Origin of the sequence: Desulforegula conservatrix Mb1Pa (genome assembly GCF_000426225.1) — a bacterium.
Classification (GTDB): domain Bacteria; phylum Desulfobacterota; class Desulfobacteria; order Desulfobacterales; family Desulforegulaceae; genus Desulforegula; species Desulforegula conservatrix.
This window is the reverse complement of record NZ_AUEY01000001.1, coordinates 102,728-124,900: the sequence shown is the minus strand read 5'-3', so window position 1 is coordinate 124,900 and position 22,173 is coordinate 102,728. Positions and strand designations below refer to the sequence as shown.

At 44.0% G+C, this 22,173-nt stretch carries 31 protein-coding genes; all 31 read left to right on the top strand.

What is annotated here, in order from left to right; genetic code table 11:
* Positions 1 to 67: 67 nt before the first annotated feature.
* The 31 genes from secE to rplO all read left to right on the top strand — a co-directional run bounded on the left by secE (position 68) and on the right by rplO (position 22,172).
* A complete protein-coding gene (secE, locus tag K245_RS27110; RefSeq protein WP_084156072.1) occupies positions 68 to 451 on the top strand; it encodes a preprotein translocase subunit SecE in 384 nt (127 codons plus the stop codon).
* Positions 452 to 477: 26 nt separating this feature from the next.
* Complete coding sequence (nusG, locus tag K245_RS0100645; RefSeq protein WP_027357765.1) at positions 478 to 1,008, top strand: transcription termination/antitermination protein NusG; 531 nt, start codon at positions 478 to 480, stop codon at positions 1,006 to 1,008.
* 15 nt (positions 1,009 to 1,023) lie between these two features.
* Entirely contained in the window at positions 1,024 to 1,446 is a 423-nt protein-coding gene (gene rplK, locus K245_RS0100640; protein ID WP_027357764.1) for a 50S ribosomal protein L11, read from the top strand.
* 18 nt (positions 1,447 to 1,464) lie between these two features.
* Positions 1,465 to 2,166, top strand: coding sequence for a 50S ribosomal protein L1 (gene rplA, locus K245_RS0100635; RefSeq protein ID WP_027357763.1), 702 nt, complete (start codon positions 1,465 to 1,467; stop codon positions 2,164 to 2,166).
* Between the two features lie 139 nt (positions 2,167 to 2,305).
* The gene (gene rplJ, locus K245_RS0100630; protein ID WP_027357762.1) at positions 2,306 to 2,830 is read left to right on the top strand and encodes a 50S ribosomal protein L10; all 525 of its coding nucleotides are present in this window, start codon (positions 2,306 to 2,308) and stop codon (positions 2,828 to 2,830) included.
* Positions 2,831 to 2,871: 41 nt separating this feature from the next.
* A complete protein-coding gene (rplL, locus tag K245_RS0100625; RefSeq protein ID WP_027357761.1) occupies positions 2,872 to 3,261 on the top strand; it encodes a 50S ribosomal protein L7/L12 in 390 nt (129 codons plus the stop codon).
* 99 nt (positions 3,262 to 3,360) lie between these two features.
* Positions 3,361 to 7,458, top strand: coding sequence for a DNA-directed RNA polymerase subunit beta (gene rpoB / locus K245_RS0100620; protein ID WP_027357760.1), 4,098 nt, complete (start codon positions 3,361 to 3,363; stop codon positions 7,456 to 7,458).
* 10 nt (positions 7,459 to 7,468) lie between these two features.
* Entirely contained in the window at positions 7,469 to 11,839 is a 4,371-nt protein-coding gene (gene rpoC, locus K245_RS22415; protein ID WP_035276257.1) for a DNA-directed RNA polymerase subunit beta', read from the top strand.
* Between the two features lie 97 nt (positions 11,840 to 11,936).
* Positions 11,937 to 12,308: a 30S ribosomal protein S12 gene (gene rpsL / locus K245_RS0100610; RefSeq protein ID WP_027357759.1), complete on the top strand. Its 372-nt coding sequence runs from the start codon at positions 11,937 to 11,939 to the stop codon at positions 12,306 to 12,308.
* A 30-nt stretch (positions 12,309 to 12,338) separates the two neighbouring features.
* On the top strand, positions 12,339 to 12,809 hold the full coding sequence (gene rpsG / locus K245_RS0100605; protein WP_027357758.1) for a 30S ribosomal protein S7: 471 nt from the start codon (positions 12,339 to 12,341) through the stop codon (positions 12,807 to 12,809).
* A gap of 225 nt (positions 12,810 to 13,034) precedes the next feature.
* On the top strand, positions 13,035 to 13,343 hold the full coding sequence (gene rpsJ, locus K245_RS0100600) for a 30S ribosomal protein S10 (protein ID WP_027357757.1): 309 nt from the start codon (positions 13,035 to 13,037) through the stop codon (positions 13,341 to 13,343).
* Positions 13,344 to 13,360: 17 nt separating this feature from the next.
* The gene (rplC, locus tag K245_RS0100595) at positions 13,361 to 13,984 is read left to right on the top strand and encodes a 50S ribosomal protein L3 (RefSeq protein ID WP_027357756.1); all 624 of its coding nucleotides are present in this window, start codon (positions 13,361 to 13,363) and stop codon (positions 13,982 to 13,984) included.
* Between the two features lie 45 nt (positions 13,985 to 14,029).
* Positions 14,030 to 14,653 carry a 50S ribosomal protein L4 gene (rplD, locus tag K245_RS0100590; RefSeq protein ID WP_027357755.1) on the top strand — a complete coding sequence of 208 codons (624 nt, stop codon included), beginning with the start codon at positions 14,030 to 14,032 and terminating at the stop codon, positions 14,651 to 14,653.
* Positions 14,650 to 14,937, top strand: a complete 288-nt coding sequence (rplW, locus tag K245_RS0100585) for a 50S ribosomal protein L23 (protein ID WP_027357754.1) — start codon at positions 14,650 to 14,652, stop codon at positions 14,935 to 14,937. Before rplD ends, rplW begins: the two co-directional genes overlap by 4 nt.
* A 14-nt stretch (positions 14,938 to 14,951) precedes the next feature.
* Positions 14,952 to 15,776: a 50S ribosomal protein L2 gene (rplB, locus tag K245_RS0100580; protein ID WP_027357753.1), complete on the top strand. Its 825-nt coding sequence runs from the start codon at positions 14,952 to 14,954 to the stop codon at positions 15,774 to 15,776.
* Between the two features lie 48 nt (positions 15,777 to 15,824).
* Positions 15,825 to 16,106 (top strand): 30S ribosomal protein S19, encoded by a 282-nt coding sequence (gene rpsS / locus K245_RS0100575; protein WP_027357752.1) that lies wholly within the window; start codon positions 15,825 to 15,827, stop codon positions 16,104 to 16,106.
* Positions 16,107 to 16,116: 10 nt separating this feature from the next.
* Positions 16,117 to 16,455, top strand: coding sequence for a 50S ribosomal protein L22 (rplV, locus tag K245_RS0100570; RefSeq protein WP_027357751.1), 339 nt, complete (start codon positions 16,117 to 16,119; stop codon positions 16,453 to 16,455).
* A 14-nt stretch (positions 16,456 to 16,469) separates the two neighbouring features.
* Positions 16,470 to 17,132 carry a 30S ribosomal protein S3 gene (gene rpsC, locus K245_RS0100565; protein ID WP_027357750.1) on the top strand — a complete coding sequence of 221 codons (663 nt, stop codon included), beginning with the start codon at positions 16,470 to 16,472 and terminating at the stop codon, positions 17,130 to 17,132.
* 18 nt (positions 17,133 to 17,150) lie between these two features.
* A complete protein-coding gene (rplP, locus tag K245_RS0100560) occupies positions 17,151 to 17,564 on the top strand; it encodes a 50S ribosomal protein L16 (RefSeq protein WP_027357749.1) in 414 nt (137 codons plus the stop codon).
* Positions 17,564 to 17,758 carry a 50S ribosomal protein L29 gene (gene rpmC, locus K245_RS0100555; protein WP_027357748.1) on the top strand — a complete coding sequence of 65 codons (195 nt, stop codon included), beginning with the start codon at positions 17,564 to 17,566 and terminating at the stop codon, positions 17,756 to 17,758. The genes rplP and rpmC overlap by 1 nt, the downstream gene beginning before the upstream one ends.
* Before the next feature lie 16 nt (positions 17,759 to 17,774).
* Positions 17,775 to 18,032 (top strand): 30S ribosomal protein S17, encoded by a 258-nt coding sequence (rpsQ, locus tag K245_RS0100550; protein ID WP_027357747.1) that lies wholly within the window; start codon positions 17,775 to 17,777, stop codon positions 18,030 to 18,032.
* A gap of 22 nt (positions 18,033 to 18,054) precedes the next feature.
* The gene (gene rplN / locus K245_RS0100545; protein ID WP_027357746.1) at positions 18,055 to 18,423 is read left to right on the top strand and encodes a 50S ribosomal protein L14; all 369 of its coding nucleotides are present in this window, start codon (positions 18,055 to 18,057) and stop codon (positions 18,421 to 18,423) included.
* A 25-nt stretch (positions 18,424 to 18,448) separates the two neighbouring features.
* Entirely contained in the window at positions 18,449 to 18,778 is a 330-nt protein-coding gene (gene rplX / locus K245_RS0100540; RefSeq protein ID WP_027357745.1) for a 50S ribosomal protein L24, read from the top strand.
* A gap of 35 nt (positions 18,779 to 18,813) precedes the next feature.
* A complete protein-coding gene (gene rplE / locus K245_RS0100535) occupies positions 18,814 to 19,353 on the top strand; it encodes a 50S ribosomal protein L5 (protein ID WP_027357744.1) in 540 nt (179 codons plus the stop codon).
* Between the two features lie 50 nt (positions 19,354 to 19,403).
* Positions 19,404 to 19,589, top strand: coding sequence for a type Z 30S ribosomal protein S14 (locus tag K245_RS27105; RefSeq protein WP_084156071.1), 186 nt, complete (start codon positions 19,404 to 19,406; stop codon positions 19,587 to 19,589).
* Positions 19,590 to 19,653: 64 nt separating this feature from the next.
* A complete protein-coding gene (gene rpsH / locus K245_RS0100530; protein WP_027357743.1) occupies positions 19,654 to 20,052 on the top strand; it encodes a 30S ribosomal protein S8 in 399 nt (132 codons plus the stop codon).
* A gap of 13 nt (positions 20,053 to 20,065) precedes the next feature.
* Complete coding sequence (gene rplF, locus K245_RS0100525) at positions 20,066 to 20,602, top strand: 50S ribosomal protein L6 (RefSeq protein ID WP_027357742.1); 537 nt, start codon at positions 20,066 to 20,068, stop codon at positions 20,600 to 20,602.
* A 61-nt stretch (positions 20,603 to 20,663) separates the two neighbouring features.
* Positions 20,664 to 21,032, top strand: a complete 369-nt coding sequence (rplR, locus tag K245_RS0100520; protein WP_035276253.1) for a 50S ribosomal protein L18 — start codon at positions 20,664 to 20,666, stop codon at positions 21,030 to 21,032.
* Between the two features lie 18 nt (positions 21,033 to 21,050).
* Entirely contained in the window at positions 21,051 to 21,536 is a 486-nt protein-coding gene (rpsE, locus tag K245_RS0100515) for a 30S ribosomal protein S5 (protein ID WP_027357740.1), read from the top strand.
* Between the two features lie 14 nt (positions 21,537 to 21,550).
* Positions 21,551 to 21,733, top strand: a complete 183-nt coding sequence (gene rpmD / locus K245_RS0100510) for a 50S ribosomal protein L30 (protein WP_027357739.1) — start codon at positions 21,551 to 21,553, stop codon at positions 21,731 to 21,733.
* Between the two features lies 1 nt (position 21,734).
* Positions 21,735 to 22,172, top strand: coding sequence for a 50S ribosomal protein L15 (gene rplO, locus K245_RS0100505; RefSeq protein WP_027357738.1), 438 nt, complete (start codon positions 21,735 to 21,737; stop codon positions 22,170 to 22,172).
* Position 22,173 lies beyond the last annotated feature (1 nt).

Genomic DNA, 22,173 nt, shown 5'->3' with positions numbered 1-22,173 from the left:
GAAGCCGTTGGCTTAAAGCCTGTGGTGTTTGCTTATATGCCAAAAATTAGGGCAGTTAAGGTGGCAAATGGGTCGCTTGCTGAAAAAAAAGACAGAGCTTGAAAAACGGAAAAAGAAAGATGACCGTTTAACCGATCATGTTGTTCAACAGGACGAATACCAAGCCAAGGCTCTTCAGGCTAAAGAAGAGAAGAAAAAACAGTATATTGAATCACAAAAGACAGGAACAACTATTAAATCTGAATCCATAGCTGAAAGAGAAGATACTTTTTTCGAAAAGACCTCAAAATTTTTTCAGGAAGTAAAAATCGAACTTGAAAAAGTTGTATGGCCTTCTCGAAAACAAACTATGCTCTCAACCGCAGTTGCTCTTGTTCTTGTTGTCATTATTTCTGTTTTTCTTGGGATTGCGGATAGTTTATTGGCTTGGATCATCAAGTTGGCATATTAGAGATTTGACCTCTAGGAGAAGCCAATATGGCTCTTAAGTGGTATGTAGTCCACGTATATTCTGGATTCGAGCATAAAGTCAAACGCTCCCTTGAGGAGAAAATAGCTTCCTATGTAGATCCTGAAAAGTTTGGTGATATTCTGGTGCCGACTGAAACAGTAGTTGAGCTGGTCAAGGGCGAAAAAAAGGAATCATCAAGAAAATTCTATCCCGGCTATATTCTTGTAAGGATGGAGCTTGATGACGCAACATGGCATCTTGTTACCAGCACTGCAAAAGTAACCGGTTTCCTTGGCGGCAGGGATAAACCAGCACCAATACCAGATTCGGAAGCCATGGAAATACTTGGCAGAATAGAAGCTGGAAAACTGAAGCCTCAACCAAAATTTCACTTTGAGGCCGGTGACGAGATTAGAGTAATTGACGGACCTTTTACTAATTTCAACGGAATAGTTGAAGAAGTTAATCCGGAAAAAGGTAAGATTAAGGTGCTTGTCAGTATTTTCGGACGTTCAACACCCGTTGAGCTAGATTTTGTACAGGTTACAAAGCTATAGTGGGAGTAATACAAAATGGCCAAGAAGGTTGTCGCACAAGTAAAATTACAGGTATCGGCTGGAAAAGCTAATCCTTCTCCGCCCATTGGACCCGCTCTGGGCCAGCATGGCGTCAATATCATGGAGTTCTGCAAGGCTTTCAACGCACGTACCCAGAATGAAGTTGGCATGATAATACCTGTTGTGATTACAATATATCAGGACAGGTCTTTTACTTTTATAACTAAAACACCTCCTGCTTCAATACTGATCAAAAAAGCAGCCAAGCTTGATAAGGGATCAAGCAATCCACTTAGAAACAAAGTGGGTAAGGTAACTGTTCAGCAGGTGGAAGAAATCGCAAAACTTAAACTTCCTGACCTGAATACTACTGATATGGATGCTGCCTTCCGGATCATTGCCGGTACTGCCCGTAGCATGGGTATAGAAGTGGTTTAATATAAGGAGTAGACAGACATGCCAAAGCACGGGAAAAGATACATCGAACTCAGAAAAAATATAGACAGCGAGAAAAGATATCTCCTGTCCGAAGCGATAGCAAAATCCCTTGAATGCAAATACGCCAAATTTGATGAAACTGTTGATGTGGCAGTACGTCTTGGTGTCGATCCGCGCCATGCTGATCAGATGGTTCGTGGAACCGTGGTTCTGCCAAATGGTCTCGGTAAAGATGTTCGCGTGCTTGTTTTTGCAAAGGGCGAAAAAGAAAAAGAAGCTCGTGATGCAGGCGCTGACTATGTTGGCGCAGAAGACTTGATGGAAAAGATTCAGGGCGGCTGGTTCGAATTTGATAAAGCTGTCGCGACACCTGATGTAATGGGTATTGTAGGTAAAATAGGCCGTGTCCTCGGACCTCGTGGGCTCATGCCAAATGCCAAGACAGGTACTGTTACGTTTGATGTTGATAAGGCTGTTAAAGAGCTAAAAGCAGGTAAAATTGATTTCAGGGTAGAGAAGGCCGGAATCGTTCATGTCCCAGTTGGCAAGGCTTCCTTTGGCCCGGAAAAACTTCAGGAAAATATTACTGCTTTTCTGGAAACTATTATTAAGCTCAAACCATCTACGAGCAAGGGAACATACGTAAAAACCGTAACAGTTTCCACAACAATGGGTCTTGGCATTAAAGTTGACACAAGTTTTGTAAAAGACCTGAAATAATAGGCATTTTAACTGTCAAAGACAGTAGGTGCACATAAAATGTGTATAATCGGCGCCGCCGGCCTACATAGACAGCTGTAATTATAAGCTATGTATGCTATGGCGCCTCCAGATACAAACTAGGAGGGAGGTGGACTGATTGGATCTTAACGAAAAGAAACAAATTGTCGAGGATCTTCATGAGCGACTTAAAAAAGCTGCGATTGTTATCCTAACTGACTACAAAGGGCTCAATGTTGAGTCTGTCACTAAGCTACGTGATCAGCTTAGAGCAGCAGGAGTTGAGTTTAAGGTTGTAAAAAATACCTTTCTCAGACGCGCTTCTGAAAACACTAGTGCAGCTGCTATTTCTGAGTACTATACCGGCCCGAGTGCTATAGCGTTCAGCTATAAGGACCCTGTTGCTCCGGCTAAAGTTCTTACAAAGTTTGCAGAGACTAACGATAAGCTTCAAATTCGCGTAGCAGCACTTGATGGCAGAGTTCTCAATTTTGAAGATATAAAAGCTCTCTCGCTGTTGCCTTCCCGCGAAGCACTGCTTTCTCAGGTTCTGTCTGCAATGCAGGCCGTACCAACATCGTTTGTCAATGTGCTCAGCGCTGTGCCGCGTAGTCTTGTTCAAGTCGTTCAGGCGATCAAGGACAAAAAAGAAGCTTCCGCTTAGTTTAGATAATTATATAGATCCGATTTTTTTGGAGGAATGTCATGTCAAACATTACTAAAGAAGATGTAGTTGAATTTATTGCTAATATGTCAGTTCTTGAGCTTTCTCAGCTTGTTAAAGAGCTTGAAGAAAAATTTGGCGTAACTGCAGCAGCCCCAATGGCTTTTGCAGCAGCTCCAGCAGCAGATGCAGGCGCAGGTTCAGCATCGGCTGAAGAAAAAACTGAATTCGACGTTGTTATTGTTAATGCAGGTGAGAAGAAAATTAACGTAATCAAAGAAGTTCGCGCTATTACAGGACTCGGTCTTAAAGAAGCAAAAGATCTTGTAGAAGCAGTTCCAAAGCCAGTTAAAGAAGGCATATCTAAAGAAGACGCCCAGAAATACAAAGAACAGCTCGAAGCAGCTGGTGCTCAAGTCGAACTGAAATAACTCCTCAAATACAAGCTAATTTTTTTTATTATAATCGCAATTACAAAAATGGCGTAAGCCATTTTTTGTAATTGCGTAAATTATTTTTTTGGAGACGACATGACCGCAAGCCCGTTGGCGAACCGCAGACTGAGAAAAAACTTCGGAAGCATGCATAAAATCGTTGATATACCAGATCTGATTGGTATGCAGCGAGAATCTTATGAACGTTTTCTCCAGATGAATGTTCAGCCTGATAATAGAACTGAAACAGGTCTTCAGGCAGTGTTTAAATCTGTATTTCCCATCAAGGATTTTACAGGTAGTGCTTCCCTTGAGTTTGTTTCCTATTCATTTGCTGAAACAAAGCACTCTGAAAAAGAATGCATACACAGAGGGATGACCTATGAAATTCCCATCAGAATTCGTGTTCGACTTGTTGTATTTGATGTAGACAAGGACCGCGGCATATCAAGCATTAGAGATATTAAAGAACAGGAAATTTATTTCGGCACTATTCCTCTTATGACAAGAAGAGGAACATTCATTATTAACGGTACTGAACGTGTTATTGTAAGTCAGCTCCACAGATCTTCAGGCGTTTTTTTCGATCGCGATAAAGCCAAAACCCATTCAAGCGGTAAAGTTGTGTATACCGCCAGGATAATTCCTGTCCGTGGTTCGTGGATCGACATGGAGATTGACCATAAAGATGTTGTATATATCAGGATAGACCGCCGAAGAAAGTTCCCGGTAACTACTCTATTCAAGGCTTTTGGCTATTCTGTTGAAGATATATTGAATTATTTCTATATAAAAGAGCGGATCGTTGTAAAAGAAGGCAGCTATTTCAAAACTTTTGACGAGACCAATCTTAAGGGCCAAAGATCAAGTTTTGATGTAAAAGATCCTGCCACTGGCGAAATAATAGTTAAGAAAGGCCGTGCATTTACCAAGCGTGCAATTCGTCAGCTTAAAGCTTCCGGGATGAAGCACGTTCCAATACATATTGATGACCTCCTGAGCAAATCATTCGCGGGAAAAGTTTTATTTCCTGAAACAGGAGAGGTCTTTGCCGAAGCCGGAGACGTAATCGATGAGAAAATAGTTGAGAATCTTGCTGAAGCAGGTATCAGCGAATTTGACATCATTTATGTTGACGCAGCTTTCAGTGCGGACTGTATAAGAAAGACCCTTGCTGCGGATAAGCTTCCAAGGCGCGAAGATGCGCTTGTTGACATATACAGAAGATTAAGACCGGGTAACCCTGCAACACCTGAAGTCGCCCAGAACTCATTGGACGATCATTTCTTTAAATCGTCCTATTATGACCTTTCAGGCGTTGGACGACTTAAAATGAATCATCGTCTCGGAATTGATACCAAGATTGATATTCATACGCTCAGAAAAGAGGATATCCTTCTCACTGCTAAAACCCTTATTGATCTCAGGGATACCCAGGGCGCTGTTGATGATATCGACCATTTAGGAAACAGGCGCGTCAGGGCTGTCGGCGAGCTTCTCGAGAACCAGTACAGAATCGGTCTCGTTAGAATGGAAAGAGCCATCAAGGAGCGTATGAGCATGCAGGAAGTCGATGCTCTCATGCCCCATGATCTTGTTAATCCTAAGCCTGTTTCAGCAGTGGTAAAAGAATTTTTCGGAACAAGTCAGCTCTCCCAGTTTATGGATCAGACCAATCCTCTTTCAGAGACAACTCATAAAAGAAGATTGAGTGCACTTGGACCGGGGGGTCTTACGCGAGAAAGAGCAGGCTTTGAAGTCCGTGACGTACATCCTTCGCATTACGGAAGAATCTGTCCGATTGAAACACCCGAAGGTCCAAACATCGGCCTTATTGTTTCTTTGTGTACCTATGCCAAGGTAAATGATTTCGGTTTTATCGAGACTCCATACAGAGTCGTCAAAGAAGGTCAGGTATCAAAAGAAGTCAGGATGCTCAGCGCTTTTGAGGAGAAGAAGTCTCCGATTGCCCAGGCGAACGTTCCAGTTGATGAAAATGGCAAATTTGCTGTCCCACTGATTACTGCCCGTGTAGAGGGTGAGTACCAGATGGTTTTGCAGGAAGATGTCGAGCTGATGGATATTTCACCAAATCAGCTGGTCAGCGTCTCTGCTTCCCTGATTCCGTTCCTTGAAAACGACGACGCCAACCGAGCTCTCATGGGTTCAAATATGCAACGTCAGGCTGTTCCTCTTATGCAGTGCGCGGCTCCGCTTGTGGGAACAGGTATTGAGCATGTAGTTGCCAAGGATTCGGGAGTAACAGTTGTTGCAGACAGAGATGCTGTGATTGCCGAGATCGATGCTTCGAGAATAGTGCTTCTCCATGAGTCTGAAGGTACTAACTCGGACAATGCCGTAACAATACACAATCTTAATAAATTCACCCGATCGAATCAGAACACCTGCTTCAACCACAGGCCGATTGTTAAAAAAGGCCAAAGGGTTTCAGCCGGTGAGATAATCGCTGACGGCCCATCCACTGACAAAGGCGAACTTGCCCTCGGGAAGAATGTCACAGTGGCTTTCATGCCATGGGGCGGCTATAACTTTGAAGATTCAATTCTTGTCAGTGAGAGACTCGTAAGAGACGGAGTTTTTACATCCGTCCATATAGAAGAATTTGAGACCGTAGCCAGAGATACGAAGCTCGGAAAGGAAGAGATCACAAGAGACATACCAAATGTTGGTGAAGAAGCTCTCAAAGATCTCGACGAAAGCGGAATAATACGCTTGGGAGCTGATGTGAAGCCTGGTGATATACTTGTTGGCAAGATTACTCCCAAGGGTGAAACCCAGCTGTCTCCAGAAGAGAAACTTCTTCGCGCTATCTTTGGTGAAAAAGCTGGTGATGTAAAAGACACTTCACTGAGAGTTCCACCTGGAATTGAAGGTGTTGTCATAGATGTTAAAGTCTTCTCCAGAAGAGGAGTCGACAAGGATGATCGCACCAGATACATTGAGGATTCTGAAATTGCCGCTCTTGAAAAGGACAGAGAGGATAAGATCCGTCTGATCGAGAATATGGCAAAGAAGCAGATTATAGACATGGCTTCGGGCAAGGTCTGTACAGCTCCGGTCAGAAGAGGCAAGAACGTAATTCTGAATTCCGGATCTGTTATTCAGCATGAAGATCTTGCCGATGCGTCAATCTCCGCACTTGAAAGCATAGTGCTTGAGGATTCGGAGCTTACCGAGAGAATACATTCAATTCTTGCAAGCTGCAGGAAACATACTGATAAATGCCGTCGAGAATTTGAGGAGCAGGTTAGCAGATACGAAAAAGGTGATGATCTTCCTCCTGGCGTTATCAAGATGATCAAGGTATACGTCGCCATGAAACGTGTACTTTCAGTCGGTGACAAGATGGCCGGACGCCACGGGAACAAGGGTGTTGTTTCTCGCATATTGCCAGTGGAAGATCTTCCATATTTTGAAGATGGAACCACGGTGGACATGGTTCTGAATCCGCTTGGCGTTCCTTCTCGTATGAACGTCGGCCAGATACTCGAAATTCACCTCGGTCGCGCCGCAAAATGTCTGGGTGACCAGATTAATGCCATGGTCGAGGAGAAGAAATATCAGGAGCTGAGGGAAAAATACAAGCGTATATTCCCTGAGCAGAATGTTGATGCTGAGATAGATGCCTTGACAGAAAGTGAGCTCGTTCAGTTTTCCAAGCTTTACAAAAACGGTGTGTGTACAGCCACTCCTGTATTTGACGGTGCAAGCGAGGAGAAGATCAAGGACCTCCTCACAGAGGCTGGTGTCAGTACAACCGGCCAGGCCGTGCTTTATGACGGAAGAACAGGTGATCGTTTTGACGGCCCAATCACAGTTGGTACCATGTATATTCTTAAGCTTCATCATCTTGTCGATGATAAACTCCATGCAAGATCAATTGGTCCATATTCGCTTGTTACACAACAGCCTCTTGGCGGTAAGGCCCAGTTCGGCGGTCAGAGACTCGGTGAAATGGAAGTCTGGGCCATGGAAGCATATGGCTCGGCTCATGCATTGCAGGAGTTCATCACTGTAAAATCGGATGATATGGCTGGTCGTACTCGTATGTATGAAAAAATAGTCAAGGGTCAGAACGTTCTGGAGCCAGGTCTCCCGGAATCATTCCGTGTTTTGATCAAGGAATTGCAGGCCCTTGGACTTGATATAAATTTGATTGAAGGCAAAGTATAAGGAGATTGTCTTGGATACTATTTATGACTTCTTCGCCAAGCCCGTTGACCCAAGAACCTATACTGGTGTCAAGTTATCTCTGGCTTCTCCTGAGAAGATAAGGGAATGGTCGTTCGGTGAGATAACAAAACCGGAAACCATTAATTATCGAACTTTCAAGCCGGAACGCGACGGTCTGTTCTGTGCCAAGATCTTTGGCCCGACCAAAGACTATGAATGTAATTGCGGTAAATATAAAAGAATGAAACACCGCGGTGTAGTATGTGAAAAATGCGGTGTCGAGGTTATTCAGTCCAAAGTCAGAAGGGATCGCATGGCTCATATTGAGCTGGCTACCCCTGTTGCTCATATATGGTTTTTGAAGAGTCTTCCGAGTAAAATTGGAAACCTGCTCGACCTAACATTGAAGAGCATGGAAAAGGTTCTTTATTTTGACTGTTATATAGTTCTTGACCCAAAGGAAACAGGGCTCACAAAATACCAGCTTCTTACAGAAGACAAGTATCGTGAAGCTCTTGACCTTTATGGTACAAAATTTGATGCAGGAATTGGTGCCGAAGCTGTAAAAAAACTTCTTGAAGAGCTTGATCTCGAGACTCTTTATATAGAGCTTAGAGAAGAACTTCATAATACAACTTCTGTGGCTAAAAAACAGAAACTGGCTAAGCGTCTCAGAATATTGGATGCGTTCCGTACTTCAGGAATCAGTCCTGCCTGGATGATAATGGAATGTATCCCTGTACTTCCTCCGGATCTAAGACCTCTTGTACCGCTTGAAGGCGGTCGCTTTGCAACATCGGATCTTAATGATCTTTACCGCAGGGTTATAAACAGAAATAACCGTCTGAAAAGACTTATGGAACTGCGTGCACCGGATATCATCGTCAGAAATGAAAAAAGAATGCTTCAGGAAGCTGTCGACGTTCTTTTCGATAATGGTCGACATGGCAGGGTTGTAACCGGAACCAATAAACGTCCGCTCAAATCATTGAGTGATACTCTTAAAGGCAAGCAGGGTCGTTTCCGTCAGAACCTTCTTGGAAAGCGCGTCGACTATTCAGGTCGTACCGTTATTGTTGTTGGTCCTAAACTGAGACTTCATCAGTGTGGCTTGCCCAAGAAAATGGCTTTGGAGCTATTCAAACCATTTGTCTATCATCATCTTGAGCAGAAAGGTCTGGTTTCAACTGTCAAGAGCGCAAAAAAGATGGTTGAGAAGGAGACTCCGGAAGTTTGGGATACCCTTGATGAAGTTGTACGTGAATATCCCGTGCTTCTGAATCGAGCACCAACTCTTCACAGACTTGGTATACAGTCTTTTGAGCCAGTTCTTATAGAAGGAAAGGCTATTCAGCTTCACCCTCTGGTCTGTACGGCTTTTAACGCCGACTTTGACGGTGACCAGATGGCAGTTCACCTTCCGCTTTCAGTTGAGGCGCAGATAGAAGCAAGGGTTTTGATGCTTGCAAGTAACAATACTCTGTCTCCTGCGAACGGCAGCCCAGTTATCGTGCCAACCCAGGATATAGTACTTGGATTGTACTATCTGACCCAGAGTATTAAAGGCGCACAAGGCGAAGGAAAGGTATTTTCAAGTACTGACGAGGTCCGCTCGGCTTTTGACGCAGGCGCTGTTAGCAGACATGCAAAAATTACAGTTCGCATGGCAGGCAAACGAGTCGAGACAACAGTTGGAAGAATTCTCTTCTGGGAAGTAATGCCAATTGAAGAAATATATTCAATCGGACATATCATATCAGGAAACAGAGAAGAAATGGCCGCTGCTTATGAGGAACTGCAAGCAGGCGCCGCCATCCAGGATATTGCATCTAAATATGCAGGATCAGGAAGAGGACTCACCAGTGATAGAAATGGATCTCTCTGTATAGATGAGCTTGAAAGCTTTTTCAATCTTACCCAGGACGCATTAAGGAAGATACCATCAGTTCAAAATGGACATTATTCCCCTGTGGTAAATGGCCGTGATTTTGCCTATATTTTTGAAATAACAGGGCGCGAAAGCAATATCCCTTTCAAGATGATCAATAAGGTCATGGACAAAGGCGCGCTCAGAGATCTTGTCGACTATGCCTACAGAAACATAGGCGCAAAAAATACTGTTATACTTGCAGACAGGCTTAAAGACCTCGGGTATACAGAATCAACCCTTGGTGGCCTTTCAATTGCCATCAAGGACATGATCATCCCTGCAAATAAATGGGAAATAATCCGTCAGTCAGAAGGCAAAGTAGCTGAAATAAGCAGACAGTACACAGAAGGTTTGATTACCCAAGGTGAAAAATACAATAAGGTTGTGGATATTTGGGCAAAATCGACAGATGATATTGCCAACGCCATGATGGAGTCGATGAAAAAGCCTCCTGTCATTTCAGGGGAGGTTACTGATCCTGCCAATGCAAGGCTCAACGCCATATTCATGATGGCTGACTCAGGCGCGAGAGGTAGTAAGGACCAGATGCGCCAGCTAGCTGGTATGCGCGGACTTATGGCCAAGCCTTCGGGCGAGATCATCGAGACTCCGATCACCGCAAATTTCCGTGAAGGCTTAACGGTTTTACAGTATTTCGTATCTACTCATGGTGCCCGAAAAGGTCTTGCGGATACCGCTCTTAAAACAGCAAACTCCGGTTATCTTACTCGTAGACTTGCTGACGTTGCCCAGGATTGTACTGTCATGGAAATTGACTGTGGAACAACCATGGGCATCGAAGTTGAAGCACTGACCGAAGGCGGTGAAATTATTCAGCGTCTCGGTGAAAGAATTTTAGGACGCTTCCCGCTTGAAGACATTCTGGATCCATTCACTGACGAGGTTATTGTCGCGGCCGGAACACAGATTGATGAAAAAAATTACAAGTCAATTGAAGATGCCGGAATAACAACTGTAAAAATCAGATCAGTACTGACATGTAATGCCAAAAACGGTGTCTGTGCAAAGTGCTATGGACGAGATCTCGCGCATGGAAAGATTGTCGAGATTGGTCAGGCAGTTGGTATACTTGCTGCTCAATCCATCGGCGAACCTGGTACCCAGCTTACGATGCGTACTTTCCATATAGGTGGTACTGCCAGCGGTAAGGTCGAGCAGGCCGATGTAAAGTCCCGTGTTGATGGAACTGTCAAGTTTCTCGACGCAAAGATTATCGAAAATGCTCATAAAGAACAGATCGTTATGAACAGGCGCGGTGGTGAGCTCACAATAGTGAGTGAAACCGGCCGTGAGCTCGAACGCTTTACTGTTATTTACGGAGCTCAGTTAAAGGTCGCGGATGGCCAGAGGGTAAAAGCAGGAGATTTTATTGCGAGCTGGGACCCTTTCACCACACCGATCATAGCCGAAGTATCAGGTTCTGCAAAATACGGAGACATTGTTGCAGGTAAGACAATGATGGAAAAACTCGACTCTGTAACCGGAAAGTCAAGTAGAACCATTGTTGAATCGAAACTTACAGCTGATGTTCGCCCACGAATTTCAATTAAGGACGAGACTGACGGAACAACCATTGGTCGGTATACACTTCCGGTCGGAGCAATTCTTCTTGTTGATGAACATGACACTGTAAAAGCCGGTGACGTTATTGCAAAGCTTCCAAGGGCGACAATGAAGACCAAGGATATTACCGGCGGTCTTCCTCGAGTTGCTGAACTTTTTGAAGTAAGAAAGCCTAAGGAAACTGCTATCCTTTCAGAAATCGACGGATATATTTCAATATCCAAGGGTACTAAAGGAAAGCAGAGAGTGGTTGTTAGTCCTGTTGATGTCGGTGAGAAAAAGGAATACCAGATTCCCCGTGGTAAACATATTAATGTTTATGATGGTGATTACGTCCGTGCAGGTGAGCAGATCATCGGCGGATCTGTAAACCCTCAGGATCTTCTTAATATCAAGGGTGAGGTTGCCTTGGCCACTTACCTTGTTAATGAAGTTCAGGAAGTTTACCGACTTCAGGGAGTTAAGATTAACGACAAGCATATTGAAGTAATTGTCCGTCAGATGATGAGACGCGTAAAAATCCATGATCCTGGTGATACTGATTTCATTACTGATGAACAAATTGACCGTGCAAGATTTGCAGAGATAAATCAGGAGATAATAAACAAGGGCGGAACTCCTGCCTACGGCGAGCCTCTGATCCTGGGTATTACCAAGGCTTCGCTTTCTACTGACAGCTTTATTTCTGCTGCTTCTTTCCAGGAAACAACAAAGGTTTTGACAGAATCGTCGATTAAGGGTAAGACCGACTACCTTAAAGGGCTTAAGGAAAATGTTATCATGGGTCGTCTTATTCCTGCAGGCACTGGCTTTCCTGGTTATTACGGTACAGAGGTTGAAGTTGTTGATGAGGCTAATGATTATTAGGCTTTAATAACTTTATTGACAACATCACTAAATATATATATGGTCAAACATTTGCCGAATTGTGGTATCGCAAAGGTGTTACTAGAAGGAGCTTAAGATGCCTACCATTAACCAGTTGGTTCGCAAGGGTAGAAAGAGAGCCGAGACTAAGATTAATACTCCGGCTCTCAAAGGCGGCCCTCAAAAACGTGGAGTATGTACTCGCGTTTATACTACGACGCCTAAAAAACCAAACTCAGCGTTACGTAAAGTAGCGAGAGTCAGATTGACCACAGGAATGGAAGTGACTGCATATATTCCTGGTATTGGTCACAATCTTCAGGAACACTCAGTTGTGCTCGTGCGCGGTGGTCGTGTAAAGGACTTACCAGGTGTTCGTTATACAATTGTACGTGGTGCTTTGGATACTTTGGGTGTTGCAGATCGCAGGAAAAGCAGGTCTAAATACGGCGCGAAAAAACCCAAGTAATACTGCTTATGCTTAGAGATGGTGTGAATTATGCCAAGACGTAGAGAAGTTCCAAAAAGAGAAGTTGTTCCTGATTCAAGATACAACAGCAGGCTTGTTTCAAAGTTTGTCAGCTGTATAATGAATGACGGGAAAAAAAGTGTCGCAGAGTCGATTGTGTACGGCGCATTGGAAATACTTAACCAGAAAACCGGTGAGTCTCCGCTTCAGGTCTTTGAAAAGGCTATGGAAAACGTTCGCCCACATGTTGAAGTTAAATCGCGCAGAGTCGGTGGTTCAACATATCAGGTGCCAACTGAAGTTCGTCCGAACAGAAGAACAGCGCTTGCTATTCGTTGGATTATCACGTATTCACAAAAGCGTGGTGAGAAGAGTATGGCTAACAAGCTGGCGGGAGAATTCCTTGATGCGTATAATAACCGTGGATCAGCGGTTAAAAAGCGTGAGGACACCCATAAGATGGCCGAAGCTAACAAGGCATTCGCTCATTACCGCTGGTAGTTAATTTATCCGGCAGTCTTTTAACGCATGTCGGAATTGAATAGCCGTGAAGGGCATTGGCGGTTGGTGATCCATCCGTCAGGGCCCTCTTGTGCTGAAAAGTATTGAGGTTCTGCAGGTATGAGCGGACCGGATTGTACGGCTTTCATCAATCCGCAGCTCTATAAGGCTGCCTGACGGATGTGGTTTTAATCATAATAACGTTAGCAATTTGGGTTTTAGGCTATGATGAACACCAAAATTAGAATAAGACTCCGGGCTTATGACCACAAGCTCCTGGACCAGGCTGCTCTGGATATTGTGGATACGGCAAAAAAGGCGGGGGCTAAAATAGTTGGTCCAATACCCTTGCCAACTAGAATTAATAAGTTTTGTGTACTGCGCTCGCCGCATATAGACAAAAAGTCAAGGGAGCAGTTTGAAATCAGAACGCATAAGCGACTGATTGATATAATTGAGCCAAATCAGCAGACAGTAGATGCTCTGATGAAGCTAGACCTGTCTCCCGGTGTTGATGTTGAGATCAAACTGTAGGTGAGGATTTAGGCGCCATGAGTAAAGGTATGATTGGCAAAAAACTGGGTATGACCAGTCTGTTTACCTCAGATGGAAGGTTGGTTCCTGTAACCGTCCTTGAGGTAGGCCCCTGCGTAGTAACCCAGATAAAGACAAATGAAAAAGATGGTTATGAAGCTATTCAGATAGGTTTTGGTGAAAAGAAAGCAAAAAAAACAACCAAACCTCTTCAGGGCCATTTTGAGAAAAGCGGTGGAACTTTTTATTCAGCTCTCAAGGAATTCCGTATCGATAATCCTGCGGATTACAAACTTGGGCAGGCTCTGACAGCCGATATTTTTGCCGTTGGTGAAAAATTGGTTGTTAGTGGCTTGAGCAAGGGCAGGGGCTTTTCAGGTACAATCAAAAGGCATGGATTCACAAGAGGTCCAGAAACCCACGGTTGCCGTAATGTTAGAGAACCAGGTTCAATTGGTTGTGCAACCTGGCCTGGTAAGGTAATCAAGGGCAAGAAAATGCCTGGTCGTTTTGGAGTTGACCGTACTACTGTTAAAAATCTTGTAGTTATGGATATCCGTCCTGAATACAACGTTATCCTGGTTAAGGGAGCAGTTCCTGGCCATAATATGGGTATAGTTGAAATAAAAAAGGTTAACTAATATTTTCGGGTTTTTGGCCCGTTAATTATTTTTACGAGGGTTAGTATGGCTGTCGTTGATGTTCAGAATATGGCTGGGGATAAGGTCTCTCAGATTGATCTTTCGGACAGCATTTTCAACATTGAAGTCAAGTCCGAGGTTCTTCACGAAGTGGTTAAGATGCAGCTTGCATGCAGACGTGCAGGTACGGCCTCAGTAAAAAGGCGTTCGGATGTTAAAGGCAGCACCCGCAAGCTTTACCGCCAGAAGGGAACTGGCAGGGCAAGACGTGGCGATATAAAGTCGCCGGTTATGCGTGGCGGTGGTGTTGTTTTTGGTCCTAAACCAAAGTCTTATGCTTACAGTGTTCCAAAGAAGGTTCGCCGTCTTGCACTGAAAATGGCTCTAAGCAGCAAATTTCAGGACAAGGAACTTATTGTTCTGAACAGCATGGATTTTGATACTCCCAAGACCAAGAAGTTTCTGGATGTAATGAATGCACTGAAGCTTGAAAATGTGCTTATAGTAACTTCAGGTGAAAATGAGAATCTCGAGCTTTCATCACGCAATGTTGCCAGCGTCAAGGTTATGAGGACTGAAGGCCTTAACGTTTATGATGTTCTTAAATACCAGAGCCTATTGCTTCTTGAGCCTTCGGTTTCAGGTATAGAAGGGAGGCTTTCCGAATGAATGCTTATGACATTATAAAGAGACCACTCAACACTGAAAAAACAAATATCCTGAAGGAAGATTTTAATCAGGTAAGTTTTGAAGTTGATTGTGGAGCCAACCGGATTGTGATCAAAAAGAGCGTTGAGCAGATTTTCAAGGTAAAGGTCAAGGATGTACGCACTATCCAGGTAAAGGGTAAGCGCAAACAGAGAGGCCGAATACTTGGTAAGCGAAGAGACTGGAAAAAAGCTGTCGTGACGCTCATGCCGGGTGAGCGAATAGATATTTTTGAGGGTGTTTAAACTGGGAGTAAACTATGGCTATTAAGAGAGTAAAGGCGACATCGCCAGGCCGGCGTTTTCAGGAATATTCGGCTTTTGATGATATTACGACTGATCAGCCGGAAAAAAGTCTCCTCAGCACATTGAAGAAAACCGGCGGAAGAAATGTAAATGGTAGAATTACCTGCCGTCACAAGGGAGGCGGAAACCGTCGTCACTATAGAATCATCGATTTTAAACGTGATAAAGACGGAGTTCCAGCAAAAGTTGCCACAATAGAGTATGATCCAAATCGTTCAGCGCGTATTGCCCTTCTGAATTATGCAGATGGTGAAAAGCGTTATATACTTGCTCCATTTGCCTTGAAGGTTGGTGATGTTGTTGAATCAGGTCCTTCAGTAGATATTAAACTTGGTAATACGCTGCCTCTTGAAAAGATACCTTTAGGTACTTTGATACATAATATTGAACTTAAGAGCGGTAAGGGCGGTCAGATTGTTCGTAGTGCTGGAGCTTATGCCCAGCTTATGGCAAAAGAAACTGAATATGCTCTTGTAAAGTTGCCATCAAGTGAAGTAAGAATGGTCAATCTTAAATGCCGTGCAACCATTGGTCAGCTTGGCAATAAAGACCATGAAAATATTAGTATAGGTAAAGCAGGTAGAACTCGTTGGCTTGGGGTACGTCCGAGCGTACGCGGTGTTGCTATGAACCCGGTTGACCATCCTATGGGTGGTGGTGAAGGTAGATCTTCCGGTGGCCGTCATCCTTGTTCTCCTTGGGGTAAACCTACCAAGGGCAGTAAGACCAGAAATAACAAGGCTACTGATCGTTTTATAGTAAAGCGTCGGACTAAATAACAACTAACAAGAGAGCCGCTTGCGGCGAAGTCACAAGCAGGAGTAGACATGCCTCGGTCGTTAAAGAAAGGTCCTTTTGTTGACCAAAAGCTGATGCAAAAGGTTCTAGCGGCAAATGACAATAGAAGCAATAAAGTAATAAAGACTTGGTCGAGACGTTCGACCATACTGCCTGAAATGGTTGGTGCCACAATGGCAGTGCATAACGGAAAGAAATTCATCCCTGTCTTTGTGACAGAAAATATGGTGGGTCATAAGCTCGGTGAGTTTGCTCCGACGCGCACCTACTACGGCCATGCAGCCGATAAGAAATCGAAACTGAAGAAATAAAGGTGTGGATATGGAGGTTAAAGCTGTAGCTCGATATGTGCGCATTTCTCCTCAGAAAGTCCGCAAAGTTCTTGGAACAGTTAAGGGTAAGCCAGTTGGTGCCGGACTTGATACATTGAAGTTCATGCCCCAGAAGGCTGCAACTCTACTTGAGAAGATTTTGCGTTCTGCCATCGCCAATGCGGAGAATAATAACAATCTCGATATTGATTCGCTGATTGTTAAGAATATCGTGGTAGATCAGGGGCCAATGCTGAAAAGATTCCGGGCCAGAGCTCGCGGCAGAGGCGCAAGGATACTTAAACGCACAAGTCACATTACCATCACTGTTGCTGATGATATGGCTTAAAGGAGGACCGAAGCTTGGGCCAGAAGGTAAATCCTGTTGGATTGAGAATAGGGGTAATCAGAACGTGGGATTCCCGCTGGTACGCCGATAAGAAGAATTATTCGAATTATATCCTTGAGGATATTCGGATAAGGAAATTTGTTAAAGAGCGTCTATCCCATGCGGGCGTTTCAAAAGTAGAAATTGAACGCTCTTCAAAGCGCATCAAGCTGCGTATCTTTACAGCCAGGCCAGGTATAGTCATTGGTAAAAAGGGAACTGAAATTGCCCAGCTTAAAGATGAAATAAGCAAGCTAACTACTCAGGACGTTCTGATTGATATTCAGGAAATCAGAAAGCCAGAAGCTGATGCACAGCTAATTGCAGAAAACGTAGCATTGCAGCTTATGAAAAGAACAGCTTTCAGGCGTGCAATGAAGAGAGGCGTTTCGTCTGCAATGCGTTTCGGTGCACAGGGCGTTAAGATAATATGCTCAGGACGACTTGCCGGTGCTGAAATGGCGCGTACCGAATGGTACAGAGAAGGAAGAGTACCTCTGCATACACTAAGAGCGGATATAGACTACGGATTCGCTGAGGCAAAAACCACATACGGTCTTATTGGTATTAAGGTTTTTGTTTTCAATGGTGAAGTTCTCAAGAAAGATTCTCCAGCTCTTGCAGCCGCCGGTAATTAGGATTAAGGAGAAGAAGTAATGCTGAGTCCTAAAAAGGTAAAATTCCGCAAGCAGATGCGTGGTCGTATGACTGGGCAGGCTACCAGAGGTGCAACAGTCGCTTTTGGCGAGTTCGCTCTGCAGGCGGTTGAATGCGGATATATAAATTCACGCCAGATTGAAGCTGCTCGTATTGCAATGACAAGATTTGCTAAACGTGGCGGTAAAATGTGGATCAGAATTTTCCCTGACAAGCCCATAACAAAAAAACCAGCTGAAGTTCGTATGGGTAAAGGTAAAGGGCCTCATGATTCATGGGTTGCAGTAATAAAACCCGGCAGAATCCTTTACGAGATGGAAGGGGTTTCAAAAGAAGTGGCCATGGAAGCTTTTAGATTGGCGTCGCATAAACTCCCTCTCAAAACGAGATTTGTCGAAAGGGGAGAAATATAATGAAATCTAAAGAGATAAGAGAGCTTACTTTAGAGGAAATGGCTGCCAAGGTTAACGAGCTGAAAGAGAAACACTTCACACTGAGATTTCAGAAAAGTATCGGACAGCTTGAGAATGACAGATTGCTTGGAGCTGCTAAGCGCGATATAGCCCGCATAAATACAATTATGCGTGAAGTCGAACTCAAAAATTAAAGATTATGGTGGCAATATGAAAGAAAGAGGGATGAAAAGGCAGTTGCTCGGTACTGTCGTGAGCGACAAGATGGAAAAATCTGTCGTCGTCCTTGTGGAAAGAACGGTAAAGCATCCTCTCTACAAGAAGTTTGTCAAGCGCTATAAAAGATTCGCAGCGCATGACGAGCAGAATTCTTGCCAGGTAGGCGACAAGGTAGTAATCATAGAGTCCAGACCTTTAAGCAAAACTAAAAGATGGCGGGTAAGTCAGATCGTTGAGAAGGCTGCTTGATTTTTAGATAAGGAATACGGAAATGATACAGACAGAAACCCGACTGACGGTGGCAGATAATTCAGGTGCCAAGGAAGTGTATTGCATTAAGGTTCTCGGTGGAACCAAGAGACGATACGCAACTGTTGGCGACATAATTGTAGTTTCCGTGAAAGAAGCTTTGCCGAATTCAAAAGTAAAGAAAGGCGATGTGGCAAAAGCTGTCGTTGTGCGTACAAAGCATTCTGTGTCGAGACCTGATGGTTCTGTGATACGCTTTGATGACAACTCGGCGGTTCTTATAAACGCAAACCGTGAGCCCATCGGCACGCGTATCTTCGGGCCTGTGGCAAGGGAACTCCGCGCAAAGCGTTTTACAAAAATTGTGTCTCTGGCGCCCGAAGTGCTGTAGATTTCATTCGGCGGAGAAATGAACAATGGAAGCTTATAAAACTTGCATCAAAAAAGACGATAAAGTCAAGATAATTGCCGGTAAAGACAATGGTAAAATCGGCAAGGTTCTCAGTGTTATCCGCAAGGACAACCGGGTTATTGTCGAGAATGTAAACATAGTAAAAAGACACGTTAAGCCAAACGCTCAGAACAGACAAGGCGGAATAATTGATAAAGAGGCACCGATTCATCTTTCCAATGTGATGCTCATGTGCAATCATTGCATGTCTGCCATGAAAGCTAAAATGCGCATACTCGATGACGGTAAGAAAGTTCGGATGTGCGGTAAATGCAATGAACTTATCGACGGATAGAATGACCGCTTTCGAGCGTTTGCCGGAGGATGATCATGTCAGAACTAAAAAAAGTATATGATGAAGAAATAATTCCAAAACTTGTTGATACTTATAAATATAAGAATATCAACGAAGTGCCCAAGATCACTAAAGTTGTTCTGAATATGGGCCTTGGAGAAGCGGTAAACAATAACAAAATAATTGATGCAGCAGCTGATGAGCTCATGCTGATAGCTGGCCAGAAACCAGTTGTTACGAGAGCCAAAAAGTCAATTGCGGCGTTCAAGCTTCGTGAAGGAATGCCTATCGGGTGCTCTGTCACGCTCCGCAGAGATAGGATGTATAATTTTCTATACAGACTTATTAATATATCTCTGCCCCGTGTACGTGATTTTAAGGGCGTATCAGGTAAGGGATTCGACGGTAGAGGCAACTATACATTAGGTATAAGGGAACATATAATTTTCCCTGAAATTGATTACGATAAGATAGAAAAAATCAAAGGCTTCAATATTACCGTTGTGACGACTGCAAAGACGGACGCAGAGGCAAAAGAGCTTTTGAAACTTCTTGGAATGCCGTTCCGAAATTAATGAGCGGTGCTGGCGCAACATTGCCGGCTTGAATCATAAAGGAGGATGTTTTGGCTAAAACAGCAATGATCGAAAAGGCAAAAAGAAAGCCTAAGTTCTCGGTTCGGGGATATAGCAGGTGCCAGATTTGTGGTCGGCCCAGGGCTTATATGCGCAGATTCGGAACTTGCCGTATCTGTTTTAGAAATCTCGCATCGCTGGGCCAGCTGCCAGGCGTTACTAAATCAAGCTGGTAAATCCAGTATAATGGCTATAATTTTATGTCTGAAATAAATTGCAGTTTCAAATACGGAGAAGACTATGGCGATGACTGATCCAATTGCGGACATGCTGACCCGCATCCGTAACGCCGGGAAAGCCAAATTGAAAAGCGTTGATGTTCCGGGCTCCAAGCTGAAGATAGAAATTGCCAAGGTCATGCAGGAGCAGGGTTATATAAAGAATTACAAAATTATTGAGGATGACAAGCAGGGAATTCTCCGGTTATATCTCAAATATGATGAAAAACAAACCCATGCCGTATATGGTCTTGAGCGAGTTAGCAAGCCTAGCCGTAGAATGTATTCTAAGAGTCAGGATATAAAACCTGTTCTGAATGGGCTTGGTATTGCGATTCTTTCCACTTCAAAAGGCATCATGACCGACAAGCAGGCAAGAACGCAGAATGTCGGTGGTGAAGTCCTTTGCAAAATCTGGTAAGAGGGGTGTGACCATGTCTCGTATCGGTAAAAAACCGGTTATAGTACCTGATAAAGCGAAGATTACCTTTGATGGCAGCGTGTTCAAAGTACAAGGTCCTAAAGGTACGCTTGAGAGGACAGTTCACTCATCAGTTGAACTGAAAATTGAAGATAATATCATTAATGTTATTCCTGCTGATGCCAGCAGGCAGACTCGTGCTCTTCAAGGCATGACACGAGCTCTTATAGCAAATATGGTAACAGGCGTGACAACCGGATTTGAGAGAATTCTTGAAGTAAATGGAATCGGCTACAAGGCTGAAGTTAAGGATGATGTCATATCCTTCAGTCTTGGGTATTCGCATCCTGTGGACTTCAAGTTGCCTCCAGATATAACCGCCAGTGTTGATAAGAATCAGATCAAACTGTCCGGTTATGACAAGGAAACTTTGGGTCAGATAGCAGCAAATATCAGAAAACTGCGTCCACCAGAGCCCTATAAAGGTAAAGGCGTTAAATTTCTGGAAGAAACAATTCAGCGTAAGGCTGGTAAAACCGGCAAGAAATAATCTTTAGGACTTGTTCTTGGGATTAGCGCTGATTTTCTAAATTAGCTATGAGGTTGGCGAAATGGCTTCAAATATTTCAAAAAATGATGCACGCCTTAAAAGAAAGATAAGGATCCGGAAAAAGATAAAAGGTTCTTCGGATAAACCTCGTCTGTGCGTGTATAGAAGTCTTAGTAATATCTACGTGCAGATAATAGATGATACAACTGGAACAACTCTGGTTTCCGCTTCTACAATTGATAAGGAAATCAAGGCACTTCCTGATTCTGGTAATAAAAAGGCAGAGGCTCAACTCGTTGGCAAAATCGTTGGCCAGAGAGCTCTGGCCAAGGGGATCAACAAGGTTGTTTTTGATCGAAACGGATATATCTATCATGGACGTATCAAGGCAGTTTCCGATGGCGCCCGTGAAGCCGGTTTGGATTTCTAGTCAGATTAGGAGGCTCCCTTGTTTAAGGAAGAAAAGCAGTTAATCGATAAAGTTGTACACATTAACCGCGTTGCCAAAGTTGTTAAAGGCGGTCGTAGATTCAGCTTTAGTGCAATTGTAGTTGTAGGCGACGGCGAAGGCAGTGTCGGTTACGGCCTTGGTAAAGCCACAGAAGTTCCTGAGGCAATACGTAAAGGTGTTGAACAGGCCAAGAAAAATATGTCTAAGGTGGGCATCATTAATGGTACCATACCTTACGAGATAACAGGTCGTTTTGGCGCCGGAAAAGTTTTTCTCAAACCTGCTTCTGAAGGTACGGGACTTATTGCTGGTGGAGCTGCACGTGCAGTTCTTGAGGCTGTCGGAGTCAGAAATATTCTGACAAAGTGCATTGGCAGCAACAACCCGCATAACGTTATCAAAGCCACAATAAATGGCCTTCGTATGCTTCAGACACGGGATCAGGTGGCAAGAAGACGCGGCCTGAGTCCTGAAGAGCTTTAATGGAGAGTGAAAAAATGGCTGAGAAGCTAGAAATAACTTTAGTTAAGAGCATGATAGGACGGCCTGAGAAGCATAGAAAAATACTTGAAGGCCTTGGGCTGACCAAGGTCAACAGGACTGTAACCATATCTGATACACCTGCAAACAGGGGTATGGCAGACAAAGTCTGCCACCTTGTAAAAGTAGTGGAGAAATAATATGAGACTGCATGATCTTACTCCAGCTAAAGGTTCAAATACGCCACGCAAGCGCGTAGGTCGTGGCATAGGATCCGGCCTAGGTAAAACAGCTGGTCGTGGTTACAAAGGTCAGAAAGCCAGATCCGGTGGTGGAACTAGGCCTGGGTTTGAAGGCGGTCAGATGCCTATTCACAGACGTCTTCCTAAGAGAGGTTTCAATAACCTTTTTAAGAAAGTCTATGCACTTGTGAATTTAAGGGATCTTTCTATTTTTGAACCAGGCTCGGTAGTTGATGCCATGTCACTGTGTGCGGCCGGAATTGTAAAAGGCCCTCGCGATGGTATTAAACTTCTTGCAATTGGAGAAATAACAGTTCCATTGACTGTCAAAGTCGATAAAGCCAGTAAGGCGGCTGTGGATAAGATCCAGGCGGCTGGCGGAAGCGTAGAGGTTTAAT

What these genes read in the sequence shown, in the direction of transcription:
- secE (WP_084156072.1), top strand. Translation starts at nt 68, where the DNA reads ATGGGTCGCTTGCTGAAAAAAAAGACAGAGCTTGAAAAACGGAAAAAG.
- nusG (WP_027357765.1), top strand. Translation starts at nt 478, where the DNA reads ATGGCTCTTAAGTGGTATGTAGTCCACGTATATTCTGGATTCGAGCAT.
- rplK (WP_027357764.1), top strand. Translation starts at nt 1,024, where the DNA reads ATGGCCAAGAAGGTTGTCGCACAAGTAAAATTACAGGTATCGGCTGGA.
- rplA (WP_027357763.1), top strand. Translation starts at nt 1,465, where the DNA reads ATGCCAAAGCACGGGAAAAGATACATCGAACTCAGAAAAAATATAGAC.
- rplL (WP_027357761.1), top strand. Translation starts at nt 2,872, where the DNA reads ATGTCAAACATTACTAAAGAAGATGTAGTTGAATTTATTGCTAATATG.
- rpoB (WP_027357760.1), top strand. Translation starts at nt 3,361, where the DNA reads ATGACCGCAAGCCCGTTGGCGAACCGCAGACTGAGAAAAAACTTCGGA.
- rpsL (WP_027357759.1), top strand. Translation starts at nt 11,937, where the DNA reads ATGCCTACCATTAACCAGTTGGTTCGCAAGGGTAGAAAGAGAGCCGAG.
- rpsG (WP_027357758.1), top strand. Translation starts at nt 12,339, where the DNA reads ATGCCAAGACGTAGAGAAGTTCCAAAAAGAGAAGTTGTTCCTGATTCA.
- rpsJ (WP_027357757.1), top strand. Translation starts at nt 13,035, where the DNA reads ATGATGAACACCAAAATTAGAATAAGACTCCGGGCTTATGACCACAAG.
- rplC (WP_027357756.1), top strand. Translation starts at nt 13,361, where the DNA reads ATGAGTAAAGGTATGATTGGCAAAAAACTGGGTATGACCAGTCTGTTT.
- rplD (WP_027357755.1), top strand. Translation starts at nt 14,030, where the DNA reads ATGGCTGTCGTTGATGTTCAGAATATGGCTGGGGATAAGGTCTCTCAG.
- rplW (WP_027357754.1), top strand. Translation starts at nt 14,650, where the DNA reads ATGAATGCTTATGACATTATAAAGAGACCACTCAACACTGAAAAAACA.
- rplB (WP_027357753.1), top strand. Translation starts at nt 14,952, where the DNA reads ATGGCTATTAAGAGAGTAAAGGCGACATCGCCAGGCCGGCGTTTTCAG.
- rpsS (WP_027357752.1), top strand. Translation starts at nt 15,825, where the DNA reads ATGCCTCGGTCGTTAAAGAAAGGTCCTTTTGTTGACCAAAAGCTGATG.
- rplV (WP_027357751.1), top strand. Translation starts at nt 16,117, where the DNA reads ATGGAGGTTAAAGCTGTAGCTCGATATGTGCGCATTTCTCCTCAGAAA.
- rplP (WP_027357749.1), top strand. Translation starts at nt 17,151, where the DNA reads ATGCTGAGTCCTAAAAAGGTAAAATTCCGCAAGCAGATGCGTGGTCGT.
- rpmC (WP_027357748.1), top strand. Translation starts at nt 17,564, where the DNA reads ATGAAATCTAAAGAGATAAGAGAGCTTACTTTAGAGGAAATGGCTGCC.
- rpsQ (WP_027357747.1), top strand. Translation starts at nt 17,775, where the DNA reads ATGAAAGAAAGAGGGATGAAAAGGCAGTTGCTCGGTACTGTCGTGAGC.
- rplN (WP_027357746.1), top strand. Translation starts at nt 18,055, where the DNA reads ATGATACAGACAGAAACCCGACTGACGGTGGCAGATAATTCAGGTGCC.
- rplX (WP_027357745.1), top strand. Translation starts at nt 18,449, where the DNA reads ATGGAAGCTTATAAAACTTGCATCAAAAAAGACGATAAAGTCAAGATA.
- rplE (WP_027357744.1), top strand. Translation starts at nt 18,814, where the DNA reads ATGTCAGAACTAAAAAAAGTATATGATGAAGAAATAATTCCAAAACTT.
- rpsH (WP_027357743.1), top strand. Translation starts at nt 19,654, where the DNA reads ATGGCGATGACTGATCCAATTGCGGACATGCTGACCCGCATCCGTAAC.
- rplF (WP_027357742.1), top strand. Translation starts at nt 20,066, where the DNA reads ATGTCTCGTATCGGTAAAAAACCGGTTATAGTACCTGATAAAGCGAAG.
- rplR (WP_035276253.1), top strand. Translation starts at nt 20,664, where the DNA reads ATGGCTTCAAATATTTCAAAAAATGATGCACGCCTTAAAAGAAAGATA.
- rpmD (WP_027357739.1), top strand. Translation starts at nt 21,551, where the DNA reads ATGGCTGAGAAGCTAGAAATAACTTTAGTTAAGAGCATGATAGGACGG.
- rplO (WP_027357738.1), top strand. Translation starts at nt 21,735, where the DNA reads ATGAGACTGCATGATCTTACTCCAGCTAAAGGTTCAAATACGCCACGC.